Here is a 17,357-nt window from a genome sequence, read left to right as displayed (position 1 = left end):
GTGTTAGCCGTGTTCCCTGATGATGCGCGTTACACCAGTCAGATGTTTGATGTTACGCATGATCTTTGCGAGATGGGTGCGGTCTTCTATCTGTATCGTGAAGTGAATATTGGTCATGTCATTGGCGTCGCCATCTTCCATGTTGACATGGCTGATATTCGCATCTGACTCACCAATTTCTGCAGCGATGCGGGCAAGGGCACCGCGTTCATTCGTCACAGTGACCGCAATGCGACAATCAAAGCGGCGGTTCAGGTCCTCACCCCAGTTCACGTCTATCCAGCGGTCTGGCTCTTTGATATGCAGGCGCTTGGCGTGTTCGCAATCATCTGTATGCACCACCAGACCCTGGTCGCGCTTGAGCTGGCCGACGATGCCATCGCCAGGTATCGGCAGGCAGCATGCTGCCAGTTGTACCGACAAACCTTCGCTGCCATAAATAATGACAGGGTCACGTTTATTATTGATCTTGTCACCAAATTGCTGGAAGGGAATGGACGGTGAATCATCTTCCACCAGATCCAGTATGTGTCTCGCTACCAGCGCTGCCATGCGTTTGCCTATACCTATGTCGGTATGAATTTCATCCAGCGATTTTGCACTGGATTCATTGAGCAGTTTATCTACCAAGGACGTTGGCAAGTCTGGATTCAAATTCACTGACACCAGGGCCTGCGCCAGCAATTGCTTGCCTAGTTCTGTCGACTCATTCAGGTTGATCGTGCGCAGATAGTGGCGTATCGCCGACCTGGCCTTGCCTGTGCGTACATAAGTCAGCCAGTTTGGTGTAGGGCGCGAATTGGGCGAAGTGATGATCTCGACGATATCGCCATTCTTCAATTCAGAACGCAGCGGCACCGGCTCGTGATTGATGCGGGTGGCTATCGCCTGGTCACCAATATCGGTGTGGATGGTGTAAGCAAAGTCCAAAGCTGTTGCTCCGCGTGGCAGGGCAATAATTTTGGATTTTGGTGTGAAGACATAGACAGAGTCAGGGAACAAGTCGATTTTGACGTGTTCCAAAAACTCGGCAGAATCGCCAGTCTGTTTTTGTATGTCCAGCAAAGATTGTAGCCACGCGTGGGTGCGTTGCTGCAAGTCAGTCAGGCTGCCTTCTTCATTCTTGTACAACCAGTGCGCAGCCACGCCAGATTCAGCCACATGATGCATATCACGTGTGCGTATCTGGAATTCGACTGGCGTACCGTAAGGGCCAATCAAGGTGGTGTGCAGGGATTGATAGCCATTGGTCTTGGGGATGGCAATATAGTCCTTGAACTTGCCCGGCATGGGCTTGTACAAGGCGTGCAAGCTGCCAAGCGCATAATAACTGTCACGGAAATCGCTGACGACAATACGGAAACCATACACATCCAGAACCTGGGAGAAACTCAGGTGCTTGTCATGCATCTTGCGATAAATGCCATACAGGGTTTTTTCGCGACCATAAACTTCTGCCTTGAGGCCAGCTTCGAAAAGGGCTGTTTTAACCGCATCCATGATCTTGTTGACGACTTCGCGACGGTTGCCACGGGCAGCTTTGACCGCTTTTGACAGGGTGCGATAGCGCATGGGGTAGAGATGCGAAAACGCCAGATCCTGTAACTCACGGTAAATATTATTCAGGCCCAGTCTGTGCGCAATAGGCACATACACATCCATGGTCTCGCGTGAGATGCGGCGCTTCTTTTCCGCAGACATGAAGTCCAGGGTGCGCATATTGTGCAAACGGTCTGCCAGTTTTACCAGAATCACGCGCACGTCTCTCGCCATGGCGAGCAGCATCTTGCGGAAGTTTTCTGCCTGGGCCTCTATCTGGCTCTGGAATTCTATTTTTTCCAGTTTGGAAAGGCCGTCAACCAGGGTAGCGACTGGCGCGCCAAAGCGCTCAATCAGCTCGTCTTTCTTGACGTCCTGGTCTTCCATGACGTCATGCAGCAGAGCAGCCATGATGGCTTGCACATCCAGCTTCCACTCGGCACAAATTTCTGCCACAGCAATGGGGTGAGAGATATAGGGTTCGCCAGACTTGCGTACCTGGCCCAGATGCATTTCATCAGAGAAGCGATAGGCTTCCTTGACCAGCTTCAATTCGCTGGCCGACATGTATTCACTGATGCGGTTGGTTAATGCAGTAATGGAAGCGACACCGGTATTCGTCGATGATGCACGGATACTATCTATCTCATCCAAAGGGGAGCTGTGCTTATTGATGCTACTGGCGGGGCTGCGCATGGCAGCCAGCGCGACTGAAGCTGAATCGGCCGGTTTGCTTTCCAGAGATGAATGACTGTCATTGAGGTTCATTCTGTGATTCCCGGCCGGATAAAGGCTTAAAGAAGGGGCGGCTAAGAATGCAGGTGCGGCGGTTTACACCGGCACTTTTTTCAACATTTCTATACCGATTTTACCTTCAGCGATTTCACGCAGGGCGATGACCGTAGGTTTGTCTTTAGAGTCAACCTTAGGTGTGTGACCTTGCAGCAATTGGCGCGCGCGGTAAGTAGCGCACAGTGTCAACTGGAAGCGATTAGGGATTTGTTTCAATGCATCTTCAATGGTAATACGTGCCATATTTTTTCCTCAATACTAAAAATTCACTAAATTGGGTTTGCGAATTAATTCGCGTTGGCGTGAATGCCAAGTTGGGTAAACAGCTCGTAGTGGCGTGTTGCCTGTTGTGCAAATCGGCAGCGCGTGGCTTTCACGATTGCATTCAATTCTGACAAGGCTGTTGCAAAGTCTTGATTAATAATAACATATTCGAACTCTGGGGAGTGCGCCATTTCACCACCAGCAGCCAAAATCCGCTTGGTAATGACATGCGGTTCATCCTGGCCGCGTTTTTTCAGGCGCTCTTCAAGTGCGGGAATGGATGGCGGCAAGATGAAAATGCCAACAGCACCAGGGAACTGCTTTCTGACTTGCTGCGCGCCTTGCCAGTCTATTTCCAGCAAAACATCGGTGCCTGAGCGCATCTGGTCTTCTATGATAATGCGTGAAGTGCCATAGTAATTGCCAAATACTTCTGCTGACTCCAGAAATTCACCTTGCGCCTTGCGCGCCAGAAAATCTTCCGGTGTGGTGAAATGATATTCCCGGCCATCTTGCTCTCCCGGGCGCGGCGTGCGGGTAGTGTAAGAAATCGACAGTTTGATGGCCGGTTCCTGTGCCAGCAAAGCATTTACCAACGAAGACTTACCCGCACCAGAGGGGGCGGCGACCACAAAAAGACTGCCAGCAGTCGTATTATTGGTTTTCATGGTGTTCCTCCGGTAGGGTTAATTCAGGTCATCAACAAGACAAAATTGGGCTGCATACTCCAGCCAGTCCTTTATCTCGACATATGCCCAGAGAAAAAGAGTGCGGGAGTATAAGCAAATGCGCCTGTTTATTCAAGGTTTTGCACTTGTTCGCGCATTTGTTCTATGAATAACTTCAATTCCATGGATGCATCTGACAATTCCTTGGATGCTGCTTTGGAGCCCAAAGTATTCGCTTCGCGGTTCAATTCCTGCATCATGAAATCCAGTCGCTTGCCAACCTGGCCACCTTTTTTCAGTATATGTCTGGTTTCTGTCAGGTGGGCCGACAGGCGCGCCAGTTCTTCTGCCACATCTACACGTATGCCGTACATGGTCACTTCCTGACGGATGCGGTCCAGTGCTTCTTCACGAGTGATGGTCTGGCCGGCATTGTTGCCGCTGGACTGTAAAGCCAGTCCTAAAGCCTCTTCCAGTCGGGTAGTGGCTTTTTGCTGGAATTGCTGGACTATTTGCGGCATCAGGGGCGTGATGCGGGTAACGATTTCTTCCATGGCCGCGATGCGGCTCAGTAATACCTGTTCTAGCGCTGCGCCTTCGCGTTCACGGCTGACGACGAATGCTTCCAGCGTCTTGTTGATGGTGTCATTGATGGCAGTCTGCAAGAATTCAGCATTGATTTCGCTTTCTTCTATGACGCCGGGCCAGCGTAGGATTTCATTGGTGCTCAAAGGCGTCGCATCAGGGAACTGCTGCTTCAGATTGACCTGGAAGCTCGCAAGCTGCTCAAGTAAGTTGGTATTGAGGCTTTTATTATGCGTTTCTGTCAGTTTTTTACCAAAACTGAAACGGCATTCCACTTTGCCGCGCGCCAGCTTGCGCGTCAGTGCTTCGCGAAACTGCGATTCAACCGAGCGAAACTCATCATTAATACGAAATTGCAGGTCCAAAAAGCGAGAATTAACGCTTTTGATCTCTATGGTAATGGTGCCAGCATCGGTTTCGTTGGTGCTGGTGGCATAACCTGTCATGCTGAAAATGCTCAAGGTAATTCCTTAAAAAAGCGTGAACTGTGTACTGGATTGGCAAAATTGCGCATTAGACACTAGGATATTCTTTACAAATACCGCAATAATCAACACAATCCGTTTTGTATAGTGAATTGGACGATTGATGGCCGCACAAAATAACGCACCTCTGCCAGATGGACTGGAAATTGCCGGATACCGCATTGTAAAGAAAATTGCGTCCGGTGGCTTTAGTATTGTATATCTGGCTTCTGACGAAGATGGCAACGCAGTTGCAATTAAAGAGTATTTGCCCAGCTCTCTGGCTTTACGCCAGCAAGGCGAACTGGTGCCGGCAATCTCGAATGAGAACTTGCCGATTTACCGCATAGGATTAAAGTGTTTTTTTGAAGAGGGTCGTGCCCTGGCACGTATCTCACATCCGAATGTGGTCAGCGTTATCAATTTCTTCCGCGCCAATGAGACTGTGTACATGGTCATGGCCTATGAATCAGGCCGCTCATTGCAAGAGCACATCCTGCGTCGTCGCGACAAAGGTGAAAAACCGCTGGTGTCAGAGCGTTTTATCCGCCGCATGTTCAATCAGGTCATGAATGGCTTGCGTGAAGTGCATACCAATAAGCTGCTGCATCTGGATTTAAAACCGGCCAACATCTACCTGCGCCTGGATGGTACGCCCATTTTGCTGGACTTTGGCGCTGCCCGCCAAACCCTTAAAACTGACATACCCAAGCTCTACCCAATGTATACTCCGGGTTTTGCTGCGCCAGAGTTGTATTTAAAGAATGGCAATCTGGGGCCATGGACTGACATTTACAGTATCGGTGCTTCGATTTTTGCCTGCATGGTAGGCGCGCCACCACAACCGTCAGACCAACGCAAGACCAGCGACAAGATGGAAGGGCACTACCGTAAGCTGGAGGGTTTATACTCTACAGAATTGATAGAGGTGGTCCGCTGGTGTCTGCAACTAGACCCGCTGGAGCGTCCGCAAAGCGTGTTTGCCCTGCAAAAAGCCCTGGCTATCCAGGCACAGCCGCAGCGTGAATTGACCTTTATGGAAAAAGTGACACTGAAGTTCAAGACCCTGATAGGCAGTGCAAAAAGAAAAAAAGTCGAAAGCGATCATACAACCATACAGGAAAGTACCCTGAATTGAATATGTTGCGTATTCGCCGCTGGTCAGCCTGGAGCTAAAGTAGTTTATTCTCAGGTCTGTTTTTATAAATAATCAATATAAAGTTTTAAAAATCTCATGCGTTTTTCCGTTTATCAAGAAAGTCATATTGGTGGCCGCAAGGTCAACCAGGATCGAATGGGCTACAGCTTTACCCGCGATTCGATTTTGCTTTTGCTGGCGGACGGCATGGGTGGTCACATCATGGGCGAAATGGCTGCTGCCATCGCCATGCAAACCATAGGTAACTTGTTCCAGCAGCAAGCCCACCCCATGATAGGGCGGCCTGAACGTTTCATGGAAGACAGCTTTCTGGCTGCGCATCAGGAGATACATCGCTATCGTGCCATTAATAATTTGCCAGAAACACCACGCACTACCATCGTTGCCTGCCTGATACAAAATGGCTATGCCTATTGGGCACACTGTGGTGATTCCCGTCTGTACTGGATGCGTCAGGGGCAGATTTTATTGCGTACCAAAGATCACTCCCGTCTGGAAACCCTGATCGCTCAGGGTAAGGTTGATCCGGCAGAAAGACATACCCATCCTGACCGTAACAAACTGTTTAACTGTCTGGGTGCGCCAAATGCACCTATCGTTGAATTATCACGTCGTGCGGTGTTGCAGCCCGGCGATTTGCTGTTGCTGTGTTCGGACGGTTTATGGTCAGTCTTGCCAGATCATATGCTGGCGCAGCGCCTGCACGACCACACCATCGTACGTGCCGTACCTGAGTTGATACGCTCAGCGGTCGATATCGCTGGCAAGCAAAGTGACAATGTCACAGCCCTGGCCATGATGTGGGAAGGTGATGACCGTATGGATAATTCAACCATCATCTCTACCAATACTTTGCCAATAGGCTCGGTCACTACTACCATACAGGCACCAGTCGACGCAGAAATTGAAACCACCGATGGTGATGTATTCAACGACGCTGAAATTGAAAAAGCCATAGCAGAAATTCGCAACGCGATCCACAAATCATCACGCATCACCTCCAAGAACTAAACATCATGTCAAATTCATTTCGCCCTAGCGGGCGCGCACCGGATGCATTGCGTCCGGTGGTTATCAGCCGCCATTTCACCAAGCATGCAGAAGGTTCTGTCCTCATCGAATTTGGTGATACGCGCGTTATCTGTACTGCCAGCATCGAAGACAAAGTCCCTGGCTTTTTAAAAGGCAAAGGGCAGGGCTGGATGACAGCAGAATACGGCATGTTGCCACGTTCCACGCATAGCCGCATGGACAGGGAAGCAGCCAAGGGCAAACAATCTGGACGTACGCAAGAAATCCAGCGCCTGATAGGCCGCTCCTTGCGTTCTGCCTTTGATCTGGAAGCCTTTGGTGAACGTACCCTGCATATCGATTGCGATGTGATCCAGGCTGACGGCGGTACCCGTACTGCATCCATCACTGGTGCCATGGTTGCTGCCTATGATGCGTTTTCCAAACTGGTAGAGCGTGAAGTCATTCCTCGCGTACCACTCAGGCATTTTGTTGCGGCGATCTCGGTGGGTGTCTACCAATCACATCCTGTGCTGGATCTTGATTATCCTGAAGATTCTCAATGTGACACAGACATGAATGTCGTCATGACAGAACATGGTCACTTCGTTGAAGTGCAGGGCACTGCAGAGGGCGAAGCGTTTGACCGTATGACCATGAACACCCTGCTGAACCTGGCGCATGACGGCATCGCCGATTTGATCGCCTTGCAAAAAGAAGTATTGGGTTTGCAGGTAAGCTGATTGGAATCACAAGTATATGAGTATGAGCAAAAACCAGAAAATAGTCCTGGCCTCGAATAATCAGGGCAAACTCAAAGAGTTTTACCAGATACTGTCACCGCTGGGCATAGACCTCAGGGCGCAATCTGAATTTGAGGTGCCTGAGGCTGAGGAACCTTATCCCAGTTTTGTAGAAAATGCCCTGACCAAGGCCAGGCATGCATCGCGCCTGACTGGTTTGCCAGCACTGGCTGATGATTCAGGCATTTGCGTCAATGCTTTGCAAGGCGCGCCTGGTGTGCTGTCAGCCCGCTTTGCTGGTGAACCCAAGTCTGATGCGCGCAATAATCAAAAACTGATTACAGATTTGGCTGGTGTTGCAGACAAGTCAGCCTATTATTATTGTGTGCTGGTCTTTGTACGCTCAGAATTTGATCCCCAGCCTGTGATTGCTGACGGTGTCTGGGCAGGTGAAATTATTGCAGATGCCCGTGGTGAAAATGGCTTTGGTTATGATCCACACTTTTTCATCCCTAGTTTGAACAAGACTGTCGCCGAACTCGCAGCAGCAGAAAAGAATCAATTGTCGCATCGTGGGCAAGCCTTGCGCGCCCTTGTTGAAAAACTGAAATGATACCCATCAAGCCCATAGCGGCAAGCCAGCCTGTACAAAAAAAATCACCGGATTTATCGAATATACCCGGTGACGTGGCCAGCCAGTATCTTGCGCCAGGCAACCTCAACCTGACGCAATTGCCGCCGCTATCGCTGTACATCCATTTCCCCTGGTGTGTGCGCAAATGTCCTTATTGCGATTTCAATTCGCATGAAGTCAAAGGCAGTTTCGACGAGTCAGCCTACTTGGACGCCATGCGCGCCGATCTTGAGGCGGCATTGCCACTGATCTGGGGTCGCAAGATTTACACCATCTTCATCGGCGGGGGCACGCCCAGCCTGATGTCAGCGGCTGGCCTGGACAGATTGCTTTCTGACGTGCGTACGCTATTGCCACTGGATGGCAATGCAGAAATCACCATGGAAGCTAATCCCGGCACCTTTGAAGCAGAAAAATTCCGCTCTTATCGCCAAAGCGGCATCAACCGCTTATCGATAGGCATACAAAGTTTCAATTCCAAGCATCTGGCAGCCTTGGGTCGTATCCATGATGGTGATGAAGCACGCCGTGCCATAGAAATTGCACAGGCGAATTTTGATAACTTCAATCTCGACCTGATGTTTGCACTGCCAGGCCAGACTCTGGATGAAGTAAGGGAGGATGTGGAAACAGCGATCTCTTTCGCACCGCCGCATCTGTCGCTATATCACCTGACGCTGGAGCCAAATACTTACTTCGCCAAGTTCCCGCCGGCCATACCTGATGATGACCTTAGCGCAGAAATGCAAGACATCATCCATGGTCGCATGGCTGCAGCAGGCTATGGCAATTATGAAGTCTCCGCTTATGCGCAAACGGGCAGGGCATCCAAACACAATTTGAACTATTGGAATTTTGGTGATTACCTCGGCATAGGTGCCGGTGCGCATTCAAAAATATCCTTCCCGCACCGCGTAATACGTCAGGCACGCTACAAGCAACCAAAGGCCTATATGGATGCCATGGCTGCTGGCAACTGCGTACAAGAGTCGCATGAAATTCCTGTGGATGAAATGGGTTTTGAATTCATGTTGAATGCATTGCGCTTGCAGCAGGGCTTCAAGGTCAACCTGTTCCAGGAGCGCACAGGCATGTTGCTCAACACCATAGAAAAAGAATTGCTGATTGCTGAGAATAAGGGCCTGCTCTACCGCGACCATGAAATCATTTGCCCAACGCCGCTGGGCAAACAATTTTTGAATGATCTGCAGCAGATTTTTCTGGGCGGCGACTAATTCACCTGCATAGTTCACGCAATAAAGCATGGTATTTTTACCACATGCTTTATTGGTGAAATCTAAAATATCTCCTATCCTGATAGCTGCGTAGCCGTATTCACAACAGCTGCTGCAAAATCAACAATTCGGCGATTTTGTGCTTGTTTTCTGGCAATTGTGTCAGATTAGGCTCACCAAGTATCAAAATACCTCACCTGTCGCTTTAAATTGTGTTGCAATTGGTTAAGTCCCAAACTAATATCTCTACCAATTTTTGTAACATTTGAAGTCTTTCTTTATGACTCTTGCTCGTGGAATTGGCACTTTTTTGCCCGTGATGAATAGCAAGCAGCAGTTGCTTGCCTTGCAAACTGATTTTGGTGCTTTGCCAGTCAGTGATGTCATTGCTTTGCTACAGTTTTTGCATGAAAAAGAAATCTTTTCCAGGCTTTCTGGTATTTCTGTTCTGGTTAAAATCACAGACCCACTCTTGATCCCGGCAGACATTGATACTCGCCTGCCACTAGCACGCATACTTTTGTGTGTGCCAGTAAAAGCTGCCGAAGATAAAGAAGTGCAAACCAGGCTTAAATATTTCAGTTCGCATGGTGCCCGGATTGTTGTCGATGATTTGCAAACGCACGACCATGCCATCTGGGAAGGCGCAAAAAAAATCAGCGTTGACTGCAGCAAGGATATTCCCGCACACGTCAAACCCTTGCTGCTGCGCCTGCATGGCGGCAACCATCTGGCGCAACACCTGCCACATGCAGCCTTGCAAGAGCAGGCCAATGAAGCCGGTTTTAAATGGTTCTCTGGCGATTATGCATTTCACCCACCCGTCAGTAACAAGGCCGCCGATGCGACAGCCAGAACGCGGCTATTGAAGCTGCTGGGCCTGGTTGCACGTGATGCCGAATCGCGTGAGCTGGAAGAATTATTTAAACAGGATGCGACACTGTCTTTCATGCTGTTCAAGCTTGTCAGTTCTGCTGCCTTTGCACAAACTGTGCGTGTATCGAGCTTTGGTCAAGCGATTAATCTGCTGGGTCGCAGGCAGTTGCAGAGATGGCTGCAATTATTGCTGTATGCACGCCAGCAAGATCATCATGGTGGTTTGAATCCACTGATGCCACGCGCCGCTTTCCGCGCCAGCCTGATGGAGGCAATTTACCTCAAGCGTGGTGGCAACAAGGATGAGCTTGACTGCGCCTTCATGGTCGGCATGTTTTCATTACTCGATAAACTGTTCGGTAATCCTCTGGTTGAAGTCTTGCAGCCACTCAATCTGAATACAGAGGTGCTGGATGCCTTGCTACACAAGTCCGGCGCACTGGGTAAAAGCCTGGATCTGGTCGAAAGAGCAGACCGGCCTCTCAAGGACTTCGATCCAGGCTTGATAGAAGAACTTGGTCTGACCGCGGATGATTATTATGACTGCATGATCACTGCTTATGCTTGGGTGAATCAGGTTTGCCAGGACATGTAGATGACTTCTTTGCATGCGATAGATGAACTTGAAGTCGGTGCTAGTCTTGGTGAAGCAGTACTATGCCTGCAAGGTGAGGAGCTGGATGCTGCTTTAAATCGCATCGTCAAAGAAGTTTTTCATGATGCCAATGCAGCATTCAAACGCGGCAAGCTGGACGAACAAAAGACGCAAACCGATGTGCTGTGCATGGCTTCACCTGAAACTTATTACATCTTATCCGGCAAAAAAGGGCAGATCAACGAAGCCGATCTGAGCAAATTAAATACCCTCGCCAGCCTCACGGCCAAACTGTTTTCCAAACGCGCAAAACTTGATCAAGAGTTGCAGGCCTCTGCCCAGGCGCAGTGGCAACAAACCCAGATCATAGACCAGATACATGAATCAGTTGTTACCATGGACTTGGCTGGTTTCATCCTTAGCTGGAACCGTGGTGCAGAGAAACTCTTTGGCTATACAGCGCAAGAAGTCATCGGCACCAATATCCTGTTTCTGTATGACGATGAAGATGAGTCGGGCGTACATCTGTATGACAGTTTTTTGGAACACGGCGGCCGTGAGATGGAAGTCCGCCGCAAAAAAAAATCCGGTGACGTCTTCTGGGCCAGCCTCAGCCTGTCACCTCTGTGTGATGCCCATGGCCTGCCCATAGGCATCATCGGCTACCTCAGTGACATTACTGACCGTAAGGAAGCAGAACAAAAAATCAATCACCTTGCTTATTACGATGGCCTGACCAATCTGCCCAACCGCAGCCTGTTCCGCCAACTCGTCGATAATGCACTGTTGCATTCGCAAAGAAATAACACCAGCGCCGCCATCATCTTTCTTGACCTGAACCGCTTCAAACTCATCAATGACACCTTGGGGCATGACGTAGGTAATGAATTACTGCGTCAGGTGGCAGCCAGGTTCTTGCTGACCCTGCGCGAAAACGACATCGTTGCCCGCCTGGGTAGCGACGAATTCGCTATAGCAGTACTCGACATCAACCAGCATTTTCATGCCAGCCTGGTGGTGCAAAAACTCTTGCAGGCATTGAACGATGCCTTCATTGTCTCCGGCCATGAATTGCGTGTTGGTGCCAGCATAGGCATCAGCGTTTTCCCGCAAGACGGCAATGATGCCAATGCCTTGCTGCAAAAAGCCGATATCGCCATGTACAAGGCCAAACGCAGCGCTGGCAATGTGTCCGGCAGCTTTGTTTTTTACAGCGACAGCATGAATCAGAGCATCGCTGGAAGGCTGTATTTAGAATCCAGCATGCGCAAGGCCCTGGAAAACCAGGAATTCTATTTACAGTACCAACCCAAGGTCGATATACAAAGTGGCAAGATCATCGGTGCAGAAGCCTTGCTGCGTTGGCAGCATCCAGTAAAAGGCTTGATCTCACCGGCAGAATTCATCCCCATCGCCGAAGAAACCGGCCTGATCCTGCAAATCGACGCCTGGGTACTGGAAACCGCCTGCGCCCAAGCCAGAGAGTGGCAAGACAGCGGCATAGCGCCGTTTCGCATCGCAGTCAATGTCACGGCGAGAGAATTCACCAACAGCCTGCCACTGCGCGTTAAAGAGGCCCTGCATCGCTATCAGATTTCCCCGCAATGGCTGGAACTGGAAATCACCGAAAGCATGCTCATGCACAGCACAGAAAGCGTGATCGCCATCATGGAGCAAATCACCGCCCAGGACGTCGTGCTGGCTCTTGATGATTTTGGTACCGGCTACTCCAGCCTCTCATACCTCAAACGTTTCCCGATAGACACGCTAAAGATAGACCGCTCATTCATCCTCAACATCCCCACAGACCAGAACGACTGTGCCATTGCCAGCGCCATTATCATGATGGCCAAGCAACTCAAGCACAAAGTCATCGCAGAAGGCGTAGAAACCCGCGAACAACTGGCCTTCCTCATCAACGCTGGTTGCGACGAAGTGCAGGGCTACCTCTACTCCAGACCCGTCAGCCCCCAGCAATTGCTCACTTTGCTGGATAAAAATTTCCATTTCGAGATTTGACCCTTGCCCAAGCATCGCACAAAGGTTATACTATGCGGCTCGGAAGCTTGGCAGAGCGGTTGAATGCACCAGTCTTGAAAACTGGCGAGGTGTTATAGCCTTCGTGAGTTCGAATCTCACAGCTTCCGCCAACGAATACGAAAAAGCCCTTGATAATCAAGGGCTTTTTTATTTTCAGCGCCTTGTAAGAGAGCGCTTTGAATGCAAGATTTCGTAGGCTCATTTAACAAAATGCGGAAAGCCTTTCCGCAACTACCCACTTATCTAGTCGGTTTTACCGACTCGCCAATACGTCGATACACAGTTTCAGTTATCTGTTTGTCACTATGCCCCAATAATTTGCTGGCATCTTGCAAATCTAATATCTCGCTGGCCGCTTTGGGGCGAATGTCCCTAAACTGAAATTGCATAATCGTGCTGGCCATATCCTCGTCAACCGCAAACCTTGCGTTTTCCGCCGCAGCAGACCGGGCGCGCTCAAAGCGCAGGCGCAAGGTCCATTTGTTTAACGGCTGATCCTGCATAGTTGTGATAATGTTCGATTTATTGATGCGGTGAGGGCGGCTCAAGATCCTGTCCAAAACTTTACCTAGCTCAGAGCGTATACCGTCCTGCTCCAGCACAATGCGCAAAAACTTCTTCGTCTTGCCTTGTTTAACCAGCAAGGCACCATCCTGTATATCTGCCACCTTCATTTTCAACACATCACCTGGCCGTTGACCGGTCAGATAAGCCAGGTCCATTGCGTCTTTCAACTCGTCGCATGCAAGCGAATACACCGCGTCCCAAATTTTCTTAGATGCATAAAAATCCCGTGGCTCTTCCTTATTCTTGCGTACACCCCGGCAAGGATTCTCGCGCGACGTATAACCCCATTCCCGCGCAGTGTTAAAAATATGCGACAACAACGCCAGCTCACGGTTTGCCCTGATCTTGGCTGACCGCGTATCCCGATACATCGCAATCATCTGCGGCGTAATCGCATCAATTGGTGCCGTATCAAACACGGACCGCAGCTGCTTGATCGAGTCCATATTATCTTTTTGCGTACTACGCGCCTTGCCTGGCAAAATGTGCCGGATATATCGATCAAACACGTGGCTCATTAAGCTCGTATCCGTTGGTGCCGCAACACACTCCAGCTCGGCCCATTTACGCTTTGCTTCGTTCAAGTCCTTGCCAAGCGGAATTTCTTTGCGTTTTCCGTCCTCAGTGCGTGCATTGTAGTAATAGCCCACCCAATCTTTGCCTCCCTTGGTGGGGCGAACACGCATTAACATGCGCGGCGGGAGATCTCTTGCATTCTTTTTTGGTCTCATAAAAATTAAGATAATTTAGAAAAATCAGGCACCCAGGGTGCTGAAGGCGCAAAGCTGGCAGGATTTACGCCCGCAAGCCTTAAACGTGCGTACAAGCGGCCAACGACTGGCTCCCCGTTACGTTTCAAGTGATAAACCCAGCTATTGCTTTTAAGCCAGGCTACCTGGTCCTGCCGGCGCGGGCAGCCGGTGATACTTGCCAGTTCATCGCTGGTCAAGGTTTCCGACTCCACTTTTGTTTCAAAAATTGAACTCATATAAATCAATCAGCGTGGTACAAAGCCATTGTCAGCAAGCGCATCTGCAACCTTTAATGCACCTTCCTGCATCAAATAGGCTTCATCCATACTGCCCGCAAGCTGTTTAAATTCTGAAAATCCGACACGTTTAAAAAATTGGGCTAAAGCCTGGGCCTGATCAGCATTCATGTATGAAGTAATTTTTACTGTTCTCATTTCACTGCACCCCCACGTTTTCATTCACGATTGCCGCCACTGTTTCGGCATCGATACCCAACAGCCTGGCCACTTCATCAAGCCGGGCAGCGTTTGCCTTACCGGGCGCGTACGTGATGGCGTATGCCTGCAAAATACGGTGTTTAGCAACGATCATTTCCCACCTCTCACAGGGTTCACAGTGACGCCACACGCACCGAAAAAATCATAGGCAGCATCGAACACGGCACCGGCCTCCTGGGCGATGGCGAAGTATTGAAACTCGCCCAGGTCAGTTTTTACTTTGACTTGAAAGCTCATTAATTCAGTCCTTTCATGGTTATTTTTCACGCTGGAAAATCCAGCACTTAACAGAAGAAGAGGGCGTGGCTACGGGGGATTGCGTGCAGCGCAGGACGCTGTTAACCACCTTGTTAGCCTCGATAAATTTGCGGCGGCTGCTGGTACTCAGCACTTTTTTAAGGTCGCGCAAGGGCGGCACCTGCTGGCGGCGCTCTGTGGCCACCTGCAGGAAATGATTTAAATTGACAGCGATCTGGCTTGAGTCGCGTGAATGGTTCAGGATCGACATATCACCGGCGTCCAGGTAGTCAAAAGCCTCCCAGAATTCCTGCACCAGCACATGGTCGTTATTGATAACCTGCTGACGTTCCTCAGCCATCGTCACGATTTGGGCTTTTAACGCGGCCTGCTGTGATTCAGACAGTTTCACCACCAGTGCCAAGGCATCGGCCAGCGCCAGCATCTGGGCGTGTGTTTCCACCAGGCGGGGCATCTTGATATTCTTGTTTTGGCGCAGCTCTTTTAGGTAGGCGGGCGTGTTCGTACCCACTAGCTCCATGATGGCTTTCTCGCGCTTGGTGGCCGCCAGAATGAAGCCTGAAACCTGTTCCACAGACATATACTTCAGCTTGTCTGCTGCCTCACCGGACGCCGCCGTCTGCGTGGAGCGGTCAAAATACAAATGTACGATCCGCGACAAAATCGCTTCAGATGCATACACCGGGTTGTTTTGAGATATCACGATAGAACCCCGAAAAGGCGGCTCGTAAGTCTCATTCCCACCCGTCGCCATGCCCCTGGCGCGTGTACTGCGGCCGTTATAGGCGGTTTTCAGCTCGTCCCAATCAAATGACTTCACATGGCTTTTTTCATCGCCCATGCGCTCCCGGTCTGATTCAATCAGCACCACCGGCAAACCAGATACCTGGCTAAAATTCCGTGCACGGGCGGCCAGGCTCGATTTGCTGGGGTCAAAGCCCTCATAGCCGTTACGGCCAAACAGTTTCCAAAGGAATTCAATCAGTGTCGATTTACCGGCTCCGGCTTCGCCTACCACCTCCAGGAATGGGTAGGACGATTGCTTAGACCTGATCTGCTCCGCAAACAACGAACCAAACCAAAAGGTAAGGGCGACCAGCCCCTTGGCTCCAAAAGCCGTCCAAATCAATTCCAGCCAGTCCGTGCGGTAGTCGTTGCGGTCGCGGTTGATTGTCAGGTGCACCGACTTATTCAAAGACTTGATCGACAGCTTGCCGATATCAAAAAAGTCCTCGCCGTTTACCTCATTCAATACGCCGTCTTTTATTGCCACGTCACCCAACACATAGCAACCATGCTCAAGGCTGTACCCGATATAGTCGATAGTATCCACGCGCTTGATGTTGTAAAGCTGGTCCGCCAGGATGCGGTCAAGCTGCTGGCTGCTGCCGCTAAACATCGCGCCTGCAGCCATACCCAGCAGACGCTTTTTAAACTCTGCTGAACTCGCTATCTGGGCAGCTGTGAACGTGTTCTTAACCGGCTTACCGTCATGCGGGAAAGACACCCGGAAGTAGTACCAGCTCTCATTCGTGATCAGGTTTTCTTGAAAATACAGCGCCCTGGGCAAGCAATTGGCTATTTGCCGCACCATGCTCGATGTCACCAGCGCCTGGTCGCGTAATGCGTACTCAGACAGGCTTTTAGCCTCCTCGCTGTTGTCTTGTTGCTCCCTGGCCTTGTTATACCGTTCCAGATCGAGGCGGAACCAAAACAGGCGATTGCCAAAATCAAAATAGAATTCTGTCTGGTCGCCATCATGCTTATAGATGAGCAAGGCCTTTTCTGTCGGCGTCCTGGCCAGCAGCAAGTCACCGTGATAGCGGTATTCCTCGATATCATCATCAGTCAGCAAGCCGCGCTGGTGCGCGTCATTCCAGTCCAGCTTTCCTTTACCCTTTTGCGGGATCTGGGCGGCCTGGCACGTCCAGCCGGACGCCTGTGCCTTTTCAACGTGCTTCTTGCTAAAACTGCGGCCAGCGTTGTCACCATCCAAAGCCCACACCAGCGTGCAATCCTGGTTGCCGCAAGATATAGCCAAATTGCGTAAAGCCTCGTCTGGGTAGTTATTGCAACTACCCAAGGCCACGGCAGCAATGCCGTGATGCATCAGCGCCAGGGCATCAAAAACACCCTCTACCAGCCACAATTCATCTTTGCCCTCAAGCACCACATTGTCAGGCTTCCACCACAAGCCGTAATACTTGGACCCAAACTTAAAATGCGCCTTTTTTTTGCCAAAGCGGTGCGGTTGATCAATGATCCTTTCCCAATAGCCATTCGCAAACGGAAAACGCACCGTCGCGCTACCTATCTTCAATTCCTGGTCAAAGTAATATTCCTGCGTATACATCCCCTGAACCTTAGCCAGCTCAAAGCCACGGCCGTGCTGCATATAAGCATCAGCTGCAATATTCGGGTTTTGGTTCTGTGGTGTCGGCTTATAACGGTCAGACCAGTTATCAAACAGATCCGCATACAACTCTTTGACGTGGAAGGTTTCGCCGCAATTGTTCAGGCGGCCGCAACGCAATACCCAAGGGTGTTCTGCATTCGTGTACAGCTCTTTTTTCTTGCATGCCGGGCATTCGCCGCCGCGTAGCATGCCGCTTGAACCTGGCTTGAATTTAAATTCAGCCAGACGCAACGTAATTTCATGATGAAGTGATGAATCCATA

The 17,357-nt window shown here is 50.2% G+C and carries 17 protein-coding genes and 1 tRNA gene; 8 read left to right on the top strand and 10 right to left on the bottom strand.

All coding sequences use genetic code 11. The annotated features are described in order from the left end of the window. Window positions 1-3: 3 nt before the first annotated feature. The 4 genes from AC07OI_RS09905 to AC07OI_RS09890 all read right to left on the bottom strand — a co-directional run bounded on the left by AC07OI_RS09905 (window position 4) and on the right by AC07OI_RS09890 (window position 4,294). Complete coding sequence (locus AC07OI_RS09905) at window positions 4-2,307, bottom strand: RelA/SpoT family protein (RefSeq protein ID WP_492706248.1); 2,304 nt, start codon at window positions 2,305-2,307, stop codon at window positions 4-6. Window positions 2,308-2,370: 63 nt separating this feature from the next. Further along, a complete protein-coding gene (gene rpoZ / locus AC07OI_RS09900) occupies window positions 2,371-2,574 on the bottom strand; it encodes a DNA-directed RNA polymerase subunit omega (RefSeq protein ID WP_186946559.1) in 204 nt (67 codons plus the stop codon). A gap of 44 nt (window positions 2,575-2,618) precedes the next feature. Then, the gene (gene gmk, locus AC07OI_RS09895) at window positions 2,619-3,263 is read right to left on the bottom strand and encodes a guanylate kinase (protein WP_492706250.1); all 645 of its coding nucleotides are present in this window, start codon (window positions 3,261-3,263) and stop codon (window positions 2,619-2,621) included. Window positions 3,264-3,391: 128 nt separating this feature from the next. Further along, the gene (locus AC07OI_RS09890) at window positions 3,392-4,294 is read right to left on the bottom strand and encodes a YicC/YloC family endoribonuclease (RefSeq protein ID WP_492706290.1); all 903 of its coding nucleotides are present in this window, start codon (window positions 4,292-4,294) and stop codon (window positions 3,392-3,394) included. Between the two features lie 142 nt (window positions 4,295-4,436). On the opposite strand from AC07OI_RS09890, the gene AC07OI_RS09885 reads away from it, so the two are divergent. From AC07OI_RS09885 to AC07OI_RS09850, 8 genes are all read left to right on the top strand, one after another. Beyond that, complete coding sequence (locus AC07OI_RS09885; protein ID WP_423010887.1) at window positions 4,437-5,450, top strand: serine/threonine protein kinase; 1,014 nt, start codon at window positions 4,437-4,439, stop codon at window positions 5,448-5,450. A 96-nt stretch (window positions 5,451-5,546) separates the two neighbouring features. Continuing rightward, on the top strand, window positions 5,547-6,482 hold the full coding sequence (locus tag AC07OI_RS09880) for a PP2C family protein-serine/threonine phosphatase (RefSeq protein ID WP_162041117.1): 936 nt from the start codon (window positions 5,547-5,549) through the stop codon (window positions 6,480-6,482). A gap of 5 nt (window positions 6,483-6,487) precedes the next feature. After that, window positions 6,488-7,225, top strand: a complete 738-nt coding sequence (rph, locus tag AC07OI_RS09875) for a ribonuclease PH (protein ID WP_495257094.1) — start codon at window positions 6,488-6,490, stop codon at window positions 7,223-7,225. A gap of 22 nt (window positions 7,226-7,247) precedes the next feature. Beyond that, the gene (rdgB, locus tag AC07OI_RS09870) at window positions 7,248-7,838 is read left to right on the top strand and encodes an RdgB/HAM1 family non-canonical purine NTP pyrophosphatase (RefSeq protein WP_495257179.1); all 591 of its coding nucleotides are present in this window, start codon (window positions 7,248-7,250) and stop codon (window positions 7,836-7,838) included. Then, window positions 7,835-9,094 (top strand): radical SAM family heme chaperone HemW, encoded by a 1,260-nt coding sequence (hemW, locus tag AC07OI_RS09865; RefSeq protein ID WP_495257093.1) that lies wholly within the window; start codon window positions 7,835-7,837, stop codon window positions 9,092-9,094. The genes rdgB and hemW overlap by 4 nt, the downstream gene beginning before the upstream one ends. 280 nt (window positions 9,095-9,374) lie before the next feature. Then, entirely contained in the window at window positions 9,375-10,565 is a 1,191-nt protein-coding gene (locus AC07OI_RS09860; RefSeq protein ID WP_492706256.1) for an EAL and HDOD domain-containing protein, read from the top strand. After that, on the top strand, window positions 10,566-12,584 hold the full coding sequence (locus tag AC07OI_RS09855; RefSeq protein WP_495257092.1) for a putative bifunctional diguanylate cyclase/phosphodiesterase: 2,019 nt from the start codon (window positions 10,566-10,568) through the stop codon (window positions 12,582-12,584). It abuts the gene before it with no gap. Window positions 12,585-12,625: 41 nt separating this feature from the next. Beyond that, a tRNA-Ser gene (locus tag AC07OI_RS09850) sits at window positions 12,626-12,715 on the top strand. A 129-nt stretch (window positions 12,716-12,844) separates the two neighbouring features. Here the strand turns inward: AC07OI_RS09850 and AC07OI_RS09845 are convergent. From AC07OI_RS09845 to AC07OI_RS09820, 6 genes are read right to left on the bottom strand one after another with little or no spacing between them, the layout of a single operon-like run. After that, window positions 12,845-13,864: a phage integrase gene (locus AC07OI_RS09845; protein ID WP_495257091.1), complete on the bottom strand. Its 1,020-nt coding sequence runs from the start codon at window positions 13,862-13,864 to the stop codon at window positions 12,845-12,847. A 44-nt stretch (window positions 13,865-13,908) separates the two neighbouring features. Beyond that, a complete protein-coding gene (locus AC07OI_RS09840; protein ID WP_495257090.1) occupies window positions 13,909-14,160 on the bottom strand; it encodes a DUF4224 domain-containing protein in 252 nt (83 codons plus the stop codon). Between the two features lie 9 nt (window positions 14,161-14,169). Continuing rightward, window positions 14,170-14,358, bottom strand: a complete 189-nt coding sequence (locus tag AC07OI_RS09835; protein ID WP_495257089.1) for a DUF7706 family protein — start codon at window positions 14,356-14,358, stop codon at window positions 14,170-14,172. 1 nt (window position 14,359) lies between these two features. Next, on the bottom strand, window positions 14,360-14,515 hold the full coding sequence (locus AC07OI_RS09830; RefSeq protein ID WP_495257088.1) for a hypothetical protein: 156 nt from the start codon (window positions 14,513-14,515) through the stop codon (window positions 14,360-14,362). Next, window positions 14,512-14,658, bottom strand: coding sequence for a hypothetical protein (locus AC07OI_RS09825; RefSeq protein WP_495257087.1), 147 nt, complete (start codon window positions 14,656-14,658; stop codon window positions 14,512-14,514). Before AC07OI_RS09825 ends, AC07OI_RS09830 begins: the two co-directional genes overlap by 4 nt. Before the next feature lie 19 nt (window positions 14,659-14,677). Further along, window positions 14,678-17,356 (bottom strand): toprim domain-containing protein, encoded by a 2,679-nt coding sequence (locus tag AC07OI_RS09820; RefSeq protein ID WP_495257086.1) that lies wholly within the window; start codon window positions 17,354-17,356, stop codon window positions 14,678-14,680. Window position 17,357: the final 1 nt, after the last annotated feature.

The sequence above is a fragment of the Undibacterium sp. GW821-FHT07F11 genome (assembly GCF_059418665.1).
This window is presented reverse-complemented; position numbering and strand designations above follow the sequence as displayed.